This window comes from Rhizobium changzhiense (genome assembly GCF_013087625.1).
In the GTDB taxonomy this organism is placed as follows: Bacteria; Pseudomonadota; Alphaproteobacteria; order Rhizobiales; family Rhizobiaceae; genus Rhizobium; species Rhizobium sophorae.
The window spans coordinates 196,614-211,566 of record NZ_JABFCQ010000003.1 but is presented as its reverse complement, the minus strand read 5'-3'; the positions used below and the strand labels follow the sequence as shown (position 1 = coordinate 211,566).

The following is a 14,953-nucleotide window of genomic DNA, read 5'->3' as shown; positions in this document are numbered from 1 at the left end:
TAATACTAAATTATGGAATCCGGTGCGAGATCTTATATCAGCCGGCACGCCGGTCGTCCCAGGTACCTTCGAGGAGACCCGCATGAAGCGCCCGAGCATCAAGCAAGCCCTGATCTTAAAGCTGTCGATCATCACTCTGTTCATGGTTAGCCTGTCCTATGTCTCGTTGAGCACGATTTCGACACTTCGCGCCAATACCGAGCAGATCGGGACCTTCTGGATGCAGCGGCTTGTGACGGCTCGCGAGATCAAGGATGACTTCCTCGACCTGAAATTGGTCTATGCCCAGTACCTCCTGGAGGATACAGCGCAGGAGCGGAATGTCGGACAGGAACAGATCGACGCCGCTGGTGTTGCGCTGGACACGGTTGTTGGCGAATACGAAAAAAGCGTTCGTACGGAGCGTGGACGCCAACTGATCAATCAGATGAAGCCGGAACTCGCCAAATATCGCGCGCTGGCAGAACAAATGATCGCGCTTGAAAATGATGGGAAGACGCCTGAAGCAATCCGCCTCTTCAAGGAAAAGATGGAGCCACAAGCAGAACTGGTCAACAAGGCGGTGGCGGACCTTGTCGCTTTCATTCTCGGCCAGGCCGAAGGCTTTGTGGCCGCAAGCGGTGCTTCCGCGCAATCCGCTTTCACGCTGACGGCCATGATCGCAGCACTGGCCGTGCTTCTTGCCGTAGCCGGCATCTTATTTGCGATATCGGGTATCGCCAATCCAATCCGAAGCATCGCCTCCGCCATGAGGCGTTTGTCGGATGGCGATCTTGACAGTGATATTCCTTATGCCGGTCGCGCCGACGAAGTCGGCGAAATGGCCGGTGCGGTTGAAATCTTTCGTCAGAATGCCCTCAACGTCGTCAGGCTCGAAAAGGAAGCCGCCGAATCCCGCAGCGAGACCGAGGCAGCGCGTGCCGCAGCCCAGCAGCGCGCCGAACGCGAGGCGGAACAGTTGCGCTTCGCGACCACGACATTGGGCGAAGGTCTCCGGCGGCTTGCATCAGGCGACATATCCTTCCAGCTTTCGGAGCAATTTGCGGCCGAATACGAAGTCTTGCGCGAAGACTTCAACGCTTCGCTCCGGCAATTGGGCGCGACGATCGGCGCCGTGCTCGAGACGGTGCACAGCATCGATAATGGTACGGGTGAAATTGCATCTGCCGCGCAGGATCTTTCCAAACGTACCGAACAACAAGCCGCCTCCCTCGAGGAGACGGCCGCAGCCCTGGACGAGATCACGTCGAATGTGACGACGGCGACCAAACGCACCGACGAGGCGCGCAATGTCGCCAAAGAAGCCGATATCAGCGCCCAGCGATCGGCAAAGGTCGTCTCGGAGGCGGAAGGGGCGATGCGCCGCATCGAGGACAGTTCACAGCAGATTTCGAACATCATTAGTGCAATTGATGAAATCGCCTTCCAGACAAACCTCTTGGCACTGAATGCCGGCGTTGAGGCTGCCCGTGCGGGTGAGGCTGGCAAAGGTTTTGCCGTCGTCGCCCAGGAAGTCCGTGAGCTTGCCCAGCGCGCCGCTCAAGCGGCCAAGGAGATCAAGGGCTTTATTCAAAAATCGTCAACTGACGTCGAAAATGGCGTGAAACTGGTTCTCGAAACCGGAACGTCGCTGAAGTCGATCGGTGAGTACGTCGTCCAGATCAACCAACTCATGGATGCCATTGCCACATCGGCGCGCGAGCAGTCGACTGGACTTGCCGAGATCAATACGGCCGTCAATCAGATGGACCAAGCGACCCAGCAAAATGCGGCGATGGTCGAGCAGTCGACGGCTGCCGTTGCCTCACTGTCCTCCGAGGCAGGCCGCCTGCGGGATCTGGTCAATCAGTTTCAATTGGACGGCGACAAAAGTGCTGCGGACAGGCAGCGCAGCGGACCGGCCTTTGAAGGCAACAGGCCAATCCACTTGGTCGTTTCGCGGCGCGTGACGCAAAGATGAAACGCGGCTGACGTCAGATCAGGTACTGAAGATGTTGAACTAGCGCCTGGACGACCGCCATCCATCATTCGTCGTGATGTATCAGAGCGGCAGCATCATCTCGCCGCGACGTACCATCGTTCAAGGCGTGAGGTGCGAATGATCCATGTCGATGGTTATGCCGCTACAGGCATCCAGGGAATCTGGATGGCGCAGCCGTGCCGAAAGCTTCTTTCTACAATCACTTCGCAAGCAAGGAGGCTTTTGGGGCGGAAGTGATGGACGCCTGTTTCGATCGCAACGAGGGCAAGTTGCGTGACTTCTGTGCGATCAAGATGTCGCGCCCCGTCAAACTGGAAGCTTATTTCGATGAGCGGATAGAGGCATTCAGAGAAGCGGTATTCACAAAAGGCTGCCTGCTTGGCAATTTAAGCGCCGAACCGACACGAGCATGTCGGTTTCCTGCGTAGACAGCACCGTGACTTCGCTATGGCTGGGCCATGAATCCACACGTTCCACCCAAGGCTAGCCTTCAACAATCGAGGGGTGGTCGTCATTGGGTCGTTCTCCAAGAGCCATCGCCTATACAAGTTCACGTGCTATAAGTTCGCAATGTCAGCGAAAAAGAAAAGAACTCGCTGGCGTAAGCGCTCGCCTTGAATTTTTACATGGAGATTGCATGCTCTCGCAGCCGCAGCCTTTATACGAACAAATCAAACTCCATGTGCTAGAAAGAATCGCGGATGGCACATTCCGCCCCGGCGCGAAAATACCAAGCGAAAACCAGCTTGCCGCCGAGTTGGGATCATCTCGATTGACCGCCAATCGCGCGCTGCGTGAGCTGACCGTCAGCGGTGTGCTGCAGAGGATTGCCGGCGTTGGAACGTTTGTTGCTCCGCCCAGGGCTTCGTCTACTTTCGTGTTGTTGCACAACATTGCGGACGACATACGAAACCGCGGAGAAGTTCTATCGATTCGCGTGCACGCCGTCGAGCAGACAAGTGTCCCGCCCGACATTGCGCAGCGAATGGGAACAAGAGCTCGCGTTCCCGTCTTCCACTCGCTTATCGTCTACTGTGCAAACGGCAGCCCGGTGCAGCTAGAAGACCGATTTGTATCTCCTGGCTTCGCTCCCGGCTATCTCAACCAGAACTTCACCAGTTATTCCACGACAGATTATCTTCAGTCGATTGCGCTTCCAACGCGCACGGAGAACGAAATTCAGGCCGTCCTTCCAACTGCCAGAGAAGCACAGCTTCTCGAACTCAACGAGAGTGATCCTTGCCTTGTTGTCACGAGAAAGACTTGGGTCGGTGATGATGTCACAACATTCACACGTTTCATCCATCCGGGGACCCGCCATACCTTCATCACTCAAGATAGCCGCTGATGAGCGGCGCGAAGGCGGCAGCTTTGATCTTGAAACGAGCGCTGCTGGCCATCCAAATCCAAGCATTGGCGCATCGACCGGGAGAGACCTGGCGTTCGTGGTGGCGCATTTGATGCAGCGTCTGGCGCGTCTTTAAACGGCCCCTCCTCCAATCGCACATTTTATGTGCAGTGCGGCATAAAGGCTAAAAACTGGCCTTGCCCGGTTGCGCGCCCCTCACTTTTGTGTAACCTATATATACAGGTACATATATGTATGGTGAGCTAGGTTGATCACTTTCGAAAATGTGACGAAGCGCTATCACGGCGATGTTGTGGCGGTGAACGACCTGTCGTTCACGGCGCCGACCGGTAAATTGACGGTGCTTGTCGGGCCGTCCGGATGCGGCAAGACGACATCGCTGCGCATGATCAATCGTCTCGTGGCTCCGAGCTCCGGCACGATCCGGCTGGGCGACGAGCCGACATCGCGGATGGATGAGGCGCTGCTTCGGCGGCGGATCGGCTATGTCATTCAGCATGCCGGTCTCTTCCCACACCGGACGATCATCGACAATGTCGCGACGACCGCCCGCCTGAACGGCACGCCGAAGAAGCAGGCCCGGGCGATCGCGCTGGAGCTGCTCGAGCGTGTCGGTCTCTCGGAAAGCTTTGCGGATCGTTACCCCTGGCAGCTTTCGGGCGGCCAGCAGCAGCGCGTCGGCGTGGCGCGCGCGCTCGCCTCCAATCCCAAATTCATGCTGATGGATGAGCCCTTCAGCGCGGTCGATCCCATCGTCCGGACGCAGCTACAGGACGAATTCCTGCGTCTTCAGCGAGAGATGGGCAAGACCATCATCATGGTCACCCATGATATCGACGAGGCGCTGAAGCTCGGCGACCAGGTCGCCGTCCTGCGCGTCGGCGGCGAGCTCGCGCAGATCGCGACGCCGCAGGAGCTGCTGACGAAACCGGCCGATGCCTTCGTCGCCAATTTCGTCGGCCGCGACCGAGGCTATCGTTTCCTGGGTTTCGTCGGCGCCAATGGACGGCTGGCTGTCAAGACCGAGCCGACCGGGCGCATCGGCGACGCGCCGGAAGTGGCGCGAGGCGCCACCAAGGATCGGTGGCTGCTGGTGACCAACGAGCGCGGAGAGCCGCTTGGCTGGACGGAACCGGCCAGCCTGCAGGGGCCAATCCGGATGGGCGACCTCAATCTCAGCGGCACGCTCGCCTCGGCTGATGGGTCGCTGCGACAGCTTCTCGACGCGGCTTTGAGCTCGCCCAGCCGCCGCGGTGTCGTCGTCGACGACAAGGGCCAGCTGATGGGCTCCATCGGGGTTGCGGATTTGGTTGCGCTGCTCGACGGATCGGAAGATCCGGCGGCTCCGGTGAAGGGAGTGGACCATGCGGTTTGACTGGCTGCTGCGTGAGTCCGGGAACATTGCCAACCTGTTCTGGTGGCATGTCGGCCTTTCTGTCATTCCCGTCATCGCCGCCCTCATTCTTTCGCTGCCGCTTGGATGGCTGGCGCATAAGAGCGGGTTGTTCAAATCGGCGATCCTTGGCGTTGCCGGTCTGCTCTACACCATCCCGTCGCTCGCGCTCTTCGTTCTTCTGCCTCTGGTGCTCCACACGAAGATCCTCGATCCGCTCAACGTGGTCGTGGCGCTGACGGTCTACTCCCTTGCCCTGCTTGTCCGCACCGTCAGCGACGGCCTTGGCGCCGTGCCCCCGGATACGCTGCAAGCAGCCACCGCCATGGGATACCGGTCTTTCCAGCGGTTTTTCATGGTCGAGTTACCCATTGCTGTGCCTGTCATCGCGGCGGGCCTGCGCGTCGCGCTCGTGTCCAATGTCAGCATCGTCTCCGTCGCGGCATTGATCGGGACGCCGCAGCTCGGGCTGCTGTTCACGCAAGGTCTTCAGCTTCGGTTCGTCACGCCGCTGATCGCCGGCGTCGTGCTTTGCCTGTTGCTTGCCGTCGTCCTCGACGGTCTGGTGATCCTGCTCAATCGTTGGCTGACGCCCTGGCGGCCGAGAAAGGTGTGAGCTGATGATCGAATGGTTTCTCAACCCAGCGCAGTGGCACGGTTCGGAGGGCATCCCGAACCTTCTCGCCCAGCATCTGGAATACAGTTTCATCTCTCTTTTCATCGCGGCGCTCATCGGCCTGCCTGCCGGCCTCTATGTCGGGCATACCGGCAAGGGGACATTCCTGATCGCCGGGCTTGCGAACGCCACGCGCGCCTTGCCGAGCCTCGGCCTGATCGTCCTGCTCGTCATCCTCGTCGGACCCTATTTCAAAACGGACCTGGCCTATCTGGTGCCAAGCATCGCTGTCCTGGTGCTGATTGCGGTGCCGCCGATCATGATGGGCGCCTATTCCGGGATCACCTCGGTGGATCCCGCGGCTGTCGATGCGGCCCGAGGCATGGGATACAGACCACTCGCCTTGCTGCTCACCGTCGAGTTTCCCTGTGCATTGCCGCTGATCTTTTCGGGCTTCCGCAGTGCGGCCTTGCAGGTGATTTCGACAGCGACAATCGCTGCCTATGTCTCGCTTGGTGGCCTCGGCCGGCTCATCATCGATGGCCGCGCCCAAAACGACTACATGCAGATGGCCGCTGGCGCCGTTCTCGTGGGTGTTCTCGCCCTGATCGTCGACCTGTTCTTCGGCCTCGCATCCAGGATCGCAGTCTCGCCCGGCTTGACGCGCCGGACTGTGAAAGGCGTCGCCATCCGGCGCCAGCTTGCAAACGAAAAACAACGGAACAGCTAGGAAGAACGATGATGATAAAGCGAAACATGCTTGCAATCGGCGCTATTGCCATTTCTGCCCTTCTTGCGGTCGCTCCGCTCGCGCGGGCTGAAGACCCCTTGTCCTCGAGCACGCCACGCTCGGATGTGGATACGATCATCATCGGATCCGCGGACTTCCCGGAAAGCCAGCTTCTTGCCAAGATCTATGCCCTGGCGCTCGCTGCCAAGGGCATGAAGGTGGACACGAAGCTCAATATCGGCAGCCGTGAAGTCTACATGCCGGCGCTGCTCGACGGCTCGATCGATCTTCTTCCCGAATATGCCGGCGCGACGCTGAGCTACCTCGACAAGAGCGCGACCGCGCATGCCCCGAAGGATGTCGTCGAGGCGCTCGGCAAGGTGCTGCCGAAGGGCGTGTCGATGCTGACCGCATCCGATGCCCAGGATTCGGACGTGCTTGCCGTCACCGAGGAGACCGCCAAGAAATACTCCCTGACATCGATCGAGGATCTGAAGCCGGTCGCCGGCGAATTCATCCTCGGCGGTCCGCCGGAATGGAAGACCCGCAAGGAAGGCGTCGTCGGTCTGAAGGACGTCTATGGCCTGGTATTCAAGGATTTCAAAACCCTTGACGTGGCCGGTCCGCTGACCCTTTCGGCTCTGATCAACGGTCAGGTTCATGCCGCTGACATGACCTCGACCGATCCGGCGATGAAGGCGAGCAAGCTCGTCGCGCTGAAGGATACGAAGAACCTATTCCCGGCGCAGAACATCCTGCCGATCATCGCTACCAGCAAGGTCAGCGACAAGGTCACCGCGACGCTCAACGCCGTCTCCGCCGCGCTGACGACCGAGGATCTGATCGAGATGAACGGCCGCCTCGCCAATCAGGAAAGCTTCGACACCGTTGCCGGCGACTGGTTGGCGAAGAACAAGCTGAACTAATCGATATCACGGCGGCCGAGCCCGTGTTCGGCCGCCGGCACCTGGACAGAGGGAAGTAGAGATGCCGCTTTCTCCAGACGGGGAAAGCCGGCGTCCGCCCAAGGAAACCGGAAATGCCGCACAGCAACAAACGTTCACAGAGCTCCGCGACCGTTCGGCTCGGCGCGTCGCCGACCACGATCCAGGATATCGCGGACATCGCCGCCGGAGCAAGAGTAACCCTTTGCCCCGATGCAGTAGACGGCATGCGCAAAGTTCAGACTCTTCTGCTCCAAGCCATTGAGGCAAACAGGCCGATATATGGCCTGACGACGGGAGTCGGCGACCTCTACACCGTGAAGCTTCAGCCCGAGGATATTTCCCGTACGCAGCTCAATATGCTGCTCAGCCACGCGAGCGGCATGGGCACGCCGCTTGATCCGCCAGCCGTGCGCGCCATCATGGCGACGATGATCAAGGCGCTCTTGCAGGGCTGCAGCGGCGTCAGCGCCGGGCTGGTGGAGACCATGAGCGAGATGCTCAACCGCGGCGTCATCCCCTGGTCGCCTGCGAAAGGTTCGGTCGGCTATCTGATCGCCACCTCGCATATCGGTCTCGTCATTTTCGGCGAGGGACGCGCCTGGTACGAAGGCGAGCTGCTTTCGGGACGCGAGGCGATGACCCGCGCCGGCATTGCCATCGAAGCGCCCGGTCCGCGCGAAGGGCATGCGCTGATCAGCGGCACCTATGAAATTACCGGCATCGGCGCACTCGCCGTCCATCAGGCTGAGCAGTTGGTGGCGATTGCCGATGTCGCCGGCGCCATGAGCCTGGAAGCGATGAAAGGCAACAGCCGGGGCTATGACGAGCGCCTTCAGCGGATGCGGCCGCATCCCGGACAGGCCGAGACGGCGAGCCGGCTGCGAAGCCTGTTGTCGGATAGCCAGGTACTGGCGAAGCACCGCGATCATCGCCTTCAGGATGCGCTCAGCCTGCGCTGCATTCCGCAGGTTCATGGCGGTGTGCGCGACGCGCTCGCCTATTGCCGTGATGTCCTGACCATCGAGATCAACTCCGTGACCGACAACCCCGTTTTCGTCATCGAAGACGAGGAGCTTGTACCTCTGCCCGGCGGCAACGGCCATGGCGCGCCAACGGCGCTCGCGCTGGATGTGCTGGCGATCGCAATCGCGCATGTGAGCACCATGTCGCAGGCAAGATCGGACCGCCTGACCAATGGCCATATCAGCGAGCTGCCGCCTTTCCTCATGGGCGCGAGCGGCGCCAATTCCGGCTTCATGATCCCGCCTTATGCGGCCGCTGCCATTGCCGGCGACAATCGCAGCCTTGCGGCACCGGCTTCGGTCCATACGGTGACCACCTGCGCCAACCAGGAGGACCATGTGAGCATGGGCGTCTCCGCCGCAATGCAGGCGCGCACAGCGGCCGACAATCTCGCAGATATCCTGACGATCGAGCTCATCTGTGCCGCCCAGGGGCTGGAATTTCACCGGCCTTTGCGGCCTGGCAGGGGCACGGGTGCCGCCTATGACGCGATCCGGCAGGTCGTTCCGCCGCGCGACAGCGACCGCGCCATGTATCCGGAATTGCAGGCCGTCCGCGACCTTATCGACAACGGCACTATCGCCGGGGCCGTCGACCGTGCCCTCGCAATCAACGTTTAATAGCTTGGAGACTTCCGTGACCGAAGCAACGCGGGCCGTGCGGCCGCTCGATGGAATAAAGGTGCTGGATCTGGCGCGCGTGCTTGCGGGGCCTCTGTGCTCCGCCATGCTCGGCGATCTCGGCGCGACGGTGACTAAAATCGAAATCCCCGATCATGGCGACGATTCCCGCGCCTTCTCTCCGCATATCGCCGGCGAGAGCAGCTATTTCATGCTGGTCAATCGCGGCAAGAAGAGCGTTACGCTCGATCTGAAATCGGATGAGGGCCGCGAACTGCTGCTCGGACTGATCAAGCAGGCCGATATTCTCGTCGAAAATTTCCGGCCGGGCGTCACAGCGCGTTTGGGCATCGACTACGAGGCCGTAAAAGCGCTCAATCCGCGCCTCATCTATGTCAGTATTTCCGGCTTCGGCCAGGACGGGCCGCTTGCCCACCGTGCCGCCTACGATCATGTCGTCCAGGCGATGGGCGGCATCATGACCGTCACCGGCTGGCCGGATGGGCCGCCGACCCGCGTGGGCGATGCGGTCGGCGATGTTGTTGCCGGCATCTACGGCTCCTGGGGCGCGCTTGCGGCGCTGTTTCAGCGCGATCGGACCGGCAAGGGTCAGCATGTCGATGTCGCCATGCTCGATTCCATCATGTCCCTGCAAATGGTCTCGCTGTCACAGATCACAGGCGGCAAGGGCGCTCCCGGCCGCGTCGGCAACGCACATCCGATCAGTGCGCCGATGGATTCCTATCAGGCGGCCGATGGCTATGTGGTCATCGCCGTTGCCAACGACGCGCTCTTTGCCCGACTGGCCCGCGCGCTCGGCAATCCGGGCCTGACCGCGGATCCCCGCTTCAAGACGGATCCGGATCGGCAGGGCCATCAGGAGGAGCTGCGAGCCCTCATCGAGGCTTGGACGCGCTGCCGCTCGACGGAGGAGGTGACGCAGCTGCTCGATGAGGCGGGCGTCCCGGCCGCGCCGATCTATGATCTCGCCCAGGCGCTCGCTACGCCGCATGCGCAGCACCGCCAGCTATTGCATACCGTGCAGCATCGCAATGCCGGTGAATTTCAGGTTATGCCCCAGCCGGTCCGTTTCAGCGGCATTGCCTCGGGCAGAGATTATGCCGCGCCGACCTTGGGTCAACATACTGATGCAGTCTTGAGCGATGAGTTGGGGCTGGCTGGCCCCGATATCGAAAATCTCAGGTTGCGAGGAGTCATCTGACCATGGCGCAGGACATCAATCACAAGAACCGCATCCGGCCGAAGGTCGCCGTCCTCGGTGCGGGCACGATGGGTGCCGGCATCGCCGGCGTATTTGCAGCAAAAGGCTATCCCGTCGCCATTTATTCCCGCAGCGCGGAGACGCTCGATAAGGCGCGGAGCCGGATCGTCGCCATCGCTGGCGAAGCGGCGGTCACGTACACGACCTCGATGGAGGATTGCGTTGCCGGCGCCGGCATCGTCAGTGAGAATCTCGCGGAAGACGTTACGCTGAAGCAGCGCGTCTTCGGCGAGATCGAAGCCATGGCGCCGGTCGATTGCCTTTTGACGACGAATACTTCCAGCGTTCCGATCACCCTGATCGCGGCGGGGCTTGCCCGACCGGAGCGGGTTGTCGGCATTCACTGGTTCAATCCGCCGGCCGTCATGCCGCTTGTCGAAATCGTGCGCGGCGAGAAAACCTCGGATGAGGTCGTCCAACGCGCCCGCGAACTCTGCGCCGATATCGGCAAGGAAGTGATCGAGGTGAAGACCGATATAGCGGGCTTCGTCGTCAACCGGCTGCAATATGCGATCCTGCGAGAAGCACTTCATCTCGTCGAAGTGGGTGCCGCCTCGATTGAGGATGTCGACCGGGCGGTCGAAACGACGCTTGCGCCGCGCTGGTCTGCGGCGGGGCCGCTGCGGCTGATGGATCTGGCCGGTCTCGACACAGTCGAGAAAGTGTCGAGTATTCTGATGCCGGCACTGGACCGCAACGAAGCCATACCCTCCCTGGTGAGCCGCCTATGCGAGGAGGGTGCTTTCGGAACGAAGAGTGGTCGTGGCTTTTACGACTGGACGGCTGAAGAGATCGCGGCTGCAATCGCGCGCCGCGACGATACCGTCCGCCTGCTGACGGAAAGGCGCAAGCCATGACATCATCTCTCGTCAAAACCGAGAAGCAAAGCGGCTTCGCGCGCGTCATCCTCGACCGTCCGGCCAAGCGAAACGCGCTCAATATCGAGATGCTGACCGGGCTTGTCGATGCGCTTCGCGACTGTCAGGCGGATCCGGCGATACGGGCGATCGTCATCAGCGGCAGCGAGCGCGGCTTTGCCGCCGGCGCCGATATCGGATCGCTTTCCGCCGCCAGTCCCATCGAGCTTTATACTAGCGGCTTCAGCGAGAAATGGGACGAGGTGGCGGCCATCACCAAGCCGCTCATCGCTGCGATCTCGAGCTATGCCCTTGGCGGCGGTCTTGAGCTGGCGCTGATCTGCGACATCGTCGTCGCCGATCGCACGGCGGTGCTCGGCCTTCCGGAAACCGCGATCGGCACCATACCCGGCGCCGGCGGAACCCAGCGCCTCGTGCGCGCCGTCGGCAAGTCTATGGCGATGGAGATGGTCCTGGCGGGGCGAAAGCTCGACGCGGAAGAGGCAAGGGCCTGCGGTCTGATCAGCAGCATCGCCGTCGATGGCGAGACGGTGGACGATCTAGCCTGCGCGATCGCCGAGCGTATCGCTCAAGCTGCCCCCATCGCAGTCACCATGGCCAAGGCCGCTGTTCTCGAAAGTTTCGAGACTCCGCTGTCCGCGGGCATTCGTTACGAGCGTTCGCTGTCCGCATTGATTGCGGCAAGCGACGACCGGGCGGAGGGGATGCGTGCCTTTGCCGCAAAGGAACGGCCGCAGTTCAAGGGACGGTAAGCCGTGGAGACGCCGCGCGGGCAGGATAACCACCACATAAGCGGTCCAACTCCGGCAGGAAGGTTACGAACCTACAAGGACGTTAAACAATTTATTCTTGCCTGCATCCGTACCGGAAAATGGCCGCCACACCACCGTGTGCCGTCCGAAAATCAACTCGTGGTATCGTATGGAGTCAGCAAGACCACCGCTGAGCGCGCGCTGTACGAACTTGCCAGCGAAGGCGTACTGCGGCGGATACCCGGAATCGGTTCGTTCGTAGCCAAACCAAAATGCTTCCCGGCGGTCTTCGATATGCTCGATATTGCTGAAGATATTCGCCAGCGTGGGAAAATTCATACGGCCAATGTTATCACATTGTCTGAAAATCCAGCCAGTTTCGAGATTGGCAATGAACTCGGGGTTGAGGTCGGCTCCACAGTTTTTCATTCCGTGATCCTGCATCACAAAGACAACGTTCCGGTGCAGTTGGAAGATCGCTTCGTACTTCCGAGCGCCGTTCCTGCTTACCTCGCGCAGGATTTCACGGAGCGCACGCCTACTTCTTATCTCCTAGAGGCCGCGCGGGGTGCCAGAAACGAATATTCCATAAGAGCGGTTTCGCCAGAGGGATGGGAACAGACGCTCCTTGCGATCCTTCCGACCAAGCCGTGTTTGTCCATCCACCTGCGCCTCACTTCAAACCGGAATGTAGTCTCGGTTGCTCGCTTGGTTTCTCCGGCTGGTCGGTATCGACTTGAAGCGATCCGTCGACATGCCGCGCGAGCCTAACGACTAAGCTCCATAAATAGGCTTACGCCTCAAAAGTCAGCTTTCCCAGTGGCTTAGGACGGCGGTCGCGCAGGGACCGGGAGGGTCGCCGGTTCATTTCCTTTCAAGGCGGTCATCCTGCCTTTTGTCACAAGACAGCATGGGCAACGCGATATTCTCATATTCCGCTGCATCTTGTAGGGTCGGCATTGCAGATCTATGGGAAATTTCAAATCGATGAAGAAGACCTTCAATCCTCCCTCGGTGCGCCGGCCTTTTGGAAATTACAATCACGGCCTGCTGGCGCCGCCCGGGGCATCGCTGCTGGTCACGTCGGGCCAGCTTGGTATCGGTCTCGACGATATTGTTCCGAGCGATATCACTGCTCAGGCGGAACTGTGCTTCGAGGCGATCAAAGCGATCCTCGAAGAGGCGGAGATGAGTTTTGCCGATGTGATCCGCATTTCGGGGTTCGTCACCCGCCGTGAGGATTTCCCGGCCTATATGGCCGTGCGGGATCGCTATACGCTCGATCCGAAGCCGGTTTCCACCCTGATCGTCGTCGGCGGCTTTACACGCCCGGAATTCCTCGTTGAGGTCGAGGTGACGGCTGCGAAGATCTTTTAAAAGCGCTCCATTGCCCCTCCGACACGGGCGAGGAATTTTGCCCGCGTCTCCGGCGTGCAATTGTTCATGTCGTAATGGGCGAGGAACGTCACCGGCCTTACCGGATTGATCTGCGCCCTCAGCACGCGCTTGACGATTTTCTTCGGCGGGTTGCCGGCGGCAAACGCCCGGAAGGGCGTTGCGCCATAAGTCAGGACGGCTGCGAGCTTGCGGATGTGGCGCAGCCGCGATTCCACCTTGCCATTGACCAGTTCGAAGGAAACGCCCGGCAGCCATACGCGGTCGAAATATCCCTTCAGGATCGCCGGAAAGCCGAAGTTCCAGATCGGAGTGCAGATGACAAGCCCCTCGGCCGCCTTCAACCTTTCGACATGCGATCCCACCAGCTTCAGGTTTTCCGGATAGTCGTGATAGACGAGCCGGTCGTGACGCGAGAGCACCGGATCGAACTGCTCTGCATAGAGGTCGCAAGCGTCCACCATATGCCCGGCCTTCTGCAGGCTCTCGACCGTCTGCCGGTAAAGCGCCTTGCCGTAACTTTCCTCGACCGGGTGAGCGTGGAGGACGAGAACCCTCATGAGGCCTCCATCAGGGCCGCGAGACCAGGAAAGAGATAGTTCTTGCCGGCGTTGAAATCGAAATCGGGATTTTCCCACGCGATCATCTTGCCGGGATTGAGCAGGCCCTTCGGATCGGTTTCCTGCTTGAAGGCGAGCTGCACCGTGTCGGTGCGCTTCATGCCGCCTTCTTCAAGCGTATAGCGGTGCGGGTTGAAGATCGGGCATCCATTGTCCTGGTGGATCTTGATGATCTCCTCCAGCCGCTCTTCGGTGGTATAGCGCACCAGCGGCAGGCCGGAGCACTGGATCTGGCCGTCGAATTTGATGAATTCGAGATGCCCCGGCACTTCGTCACCAAAGATTTCGACCATCTTCCGAACCTTGGCGACATGATCGGGTCCGGGATATTGCACCTGCAGATAGGTGAAATTCGGATCGACCTTGAGGGCGCGCAATGTCGTGTGGTTCCAGGCCAGCTCGTAGGCATGCGGGATGCCGCGCATGCTTTCCACCGTGTCGGAGCGGAACATGATCTCGCCCTTCTGCGCCGCAGTGAAAGCCAGAAAGGCATCCATGGAGTGCGGCGCGATCATCAGCACGACGATCGACTGGCCCTGACGGATGTAGGGCTTGTGGCGGGTGAAATAGTCGTAAGGAATGGGAGCGGCGATCGGCGCGATCTCTTTGACGAGGATGCCGTTGCATTTCGCCAGCGCGTCGGAGAAGCGCACCGCTTCCATGAAGTCGTCATAGCCGACCAGCACATCGACCCAGTCATAGGCAGGTGCAAGCGGCATCTCGATCTCGGTGATGATGCCGTTGGTGCCATAGGCGTGGCTCACCTTTTGCAGATCCCAGCCGGTGAGATCGAGCACGCGCGGCTCGGCTTCCATGGTGACGACGCGCAGGCGCAATATATTGCCGAGGTCGCGCAAGCCACCCCAGGTGATCGAGCCGACGCCGCCGGAACCGCCGGCGATGAAACCGCCGACTGTCGCCATCTGGGCGGTGGAGGGGTGGAAACGCAGCTCCTGGCCGGAATGGGCCTTGGTCTGCTTGTCGAGCTGGGCAAGCACGATACCCGGTTCGCAGATGACGCGGCCGGGGTGGATCTCCTTGATCTTGTCCATCGCCGCAAGGTTCAGGACGATGCCGCCGGAAAGCGGCATGGCCTGGCCGTAATTGCCGGTGCCGGCGCCACGCGGCGTGACCGGCACGCCATGGGCATAGGCGACCTTCAGCGTCCGGATGACCTCGCCCTCGGTCTTCGGCGTGACGACGAGATCGGCCGTCACATTGTCGAGCTGCGCCTTGAGAATCGGCGAGTACCAATAGAAATCCCGGCTCTTCTGGCGCACCAGCGCCGGATTGTCCTCAACGGCGATGCCTTCGAGTTCCTTTTTGATCTTCTGATAATCGGCCATG

The 14,953-nt window shown here is 60.5% G+C and carries 15 protein-coding genes; 13 read left to right on the top strand and 2 right to left on the bottom strand.

The features are described 5' to 3' along the window. Positions 1-82 precede the first annotated feature (82 nt). The 13 genes from G9X68_RS16120 (at position 83) to G9X68_RS16060 (ending at position 12,968) form a co-directional block, all read left to right on the top strand. The gene (locus G9X68_RS16120) at positions 83-1,960 is read left to right on the top strand and encodes a HAMP domain-containing methyl-accepting chemotaxis protein (RefSeq protein ID WP_171603895.1); all 1,878 of its coding nucleotides are present in this window, start codon (positions 83-85) and stop codon (positions 1,958-1,960) included. 197 nt (positions 1,961-2,157) lie between these two features. Then, the gene (locus G9X68_RS16115) at positions 2,158-2,409 is read left to right on the top strand and encodes a TetR/AcrR family transcriptional regulator (protein ID WP_171603241.1); all 252 of its coding nucleotides are present in this window, start codon (positions 2,158-2,160) and stop codon (positions 2,407-2,409) included. A 209-nt stretch (positions 2,410-2,618) separates the two neighbouring features. Beyond that, on the top strand, positions 2,619-3,329 hold the full coding sequence (locus G9X68_RS16110) for a histidine utilization transcriptional repressor HutC (protein WP_171603240.1): 711 nt from the start codon (positions 2,619-2,621) through the stop codon (positions 3,327-3,329). A 268-nt stretch (positions 3,330-3,597) separates the two neighbouring features. After that, positions 3,598-4,725 (top strand): ABC transporter ATP-binding protein, encoded by a 1,128-nt coding sequence (locus G9X68_RS16105; RefSeq protein ID WP_171603239.1) that lies wholly within the window; start codon positions 3,598-3,600, stop codon positions 4,723-4,725. Beyond that, positions 4,715-5,359, top strand: coding sequence for an ABC transporter permease (locus tag G9X68_RS16100; RefSeq protein ID WP_171603238.1), 645 nt, complete (start codon positions 4,715-4,717; stop codon positions 5,357-5,359). The genes G9X68_RS16105 and G9X68_RS16100 overlap by 11 nt, the downstream gene beginning before the upstream one ends. A gap of 4 nt (positions 5,360-5,363) precedes the next feature. Continuing rightward, complete coding sequence (locus tag G9X68_RS16095) at positions 5,364-6,089, top strand: ABC transporter permease (RefSeq protein ID WP_128404971.1); 726 nt, start codon at positions 5,364-5,366, stop codon at positions 6,087-6,089. An 8-nt stretch (positions 6,090-6,097) separates the two neighbouring features. After that, complete coding sequence (locus G9X68_RS16090) at positions 6,098-7,015, top strand: ABC transporter substrate-binding protein (protein WP_244956174.1); 918 nt, start codon at positions 6,098-6,100, stop codon at positions 7,013-7,015. A gap of 113 nt (positions 7,016-7,128) precedes the next feature. Beyond that, entirely contained in the window at positions 7,129-8,679 is a 1,551-nt protein-coding gene (locus G9X68_RS16085; RefSeq protein ID WP_171603236.1) for an HAL/PAL/TAL family ammonia-lyase, read from the top strand. Between the two features lie 16 nt (positions 8,680-8,695). Continuing rightward, positions 8,696-9,901, top strand: a complete 1,206-nt coding sequence (locus G9X68_RS16080; protein ID WP_171603235.1) for a CoA transferase — start codon at positions 8,696-8,698, stop codon at positions 9,899-9,901. Between the two features lie 2 nt (positions 9,902-9,903). Then, a complete protein-coding gene (locus G9X68_RS16075) occupies positions 9,904-10,818 on the top strand; it encodes a 3-hydroxyacyl-CoA dehydrogenase family protein (protein WP_171603234.1) in 915 nt (304 codons plus the stop codon). Beyond that, positions 10,815-11,591, top strand: coding sequence for an enoyl-CoA hydratase-related protein (locus tag G9X68_RS16070; RefSeq protein WP_171603233.1), 777 nt, complete (start codon positions 10,815-10,817; stop codon positions 11,589-11,591). The genes G9X68_RS16075 and G9X68_RS16070 overlap by 4 nt, the downstream gene beginning before the upstream one ends. A 36-nt stretch (positions 11,592-11,627) precedes the next feature. After that, complete coding sequence (locus G9X68_RS32320) at positions 11,628-12,362, top strand: histidine utilization transcriptional repressor HutC (protein ID WP_171603894.1); 735 nt, start codon at positions 11,628-11,630, stop codon at positions 12,360-12,362. 216 nt (positions 12,363-12,578) lie between these two features. Then, positions 12,579-12,968: a RidA family protein gene (locus tag G9X68_RS16060; protein ID WP_171603232.1), complete on the top strand. Its 390-nt coding sequence runs from the start codon at positions 12,579-12,581 to the stop codon at positions 12,966-12,968. Here the strand turns inward: G9X68_RS16060 and G9X68_RS16055 are convergent. Next, on the bottom strand, positions 12,965-13,546 hold the full coding sequence (locus G9X68_RS16055; protein WP_171603231.1) for an NAD(P)H-dependent oxidoreductase: 582 nt from the start codon (positions 13,544-13,546) through the stop codon (positions 12,965-12,967). The genes G9X68_RS16060 and G9X68_RS16055 overlap by 4 nt on opposite strands. After that, a complete protein-coding gene (locus G9X68_RS16050; RefSeq protein ID WP_171603230.1) occupies positions 13,543-14,952 on the bottom strand; it encodes an FAD-binding oxidoreductase in 1,410 nt (469 codons plus the stop codon). Before G9X68_RS16050 ends, G9X68_RS16055 begins: the two co-directional genes overlap by 4 nt. Between the last annotated feature and the right edge of the window lies 1 nt (position 14,953).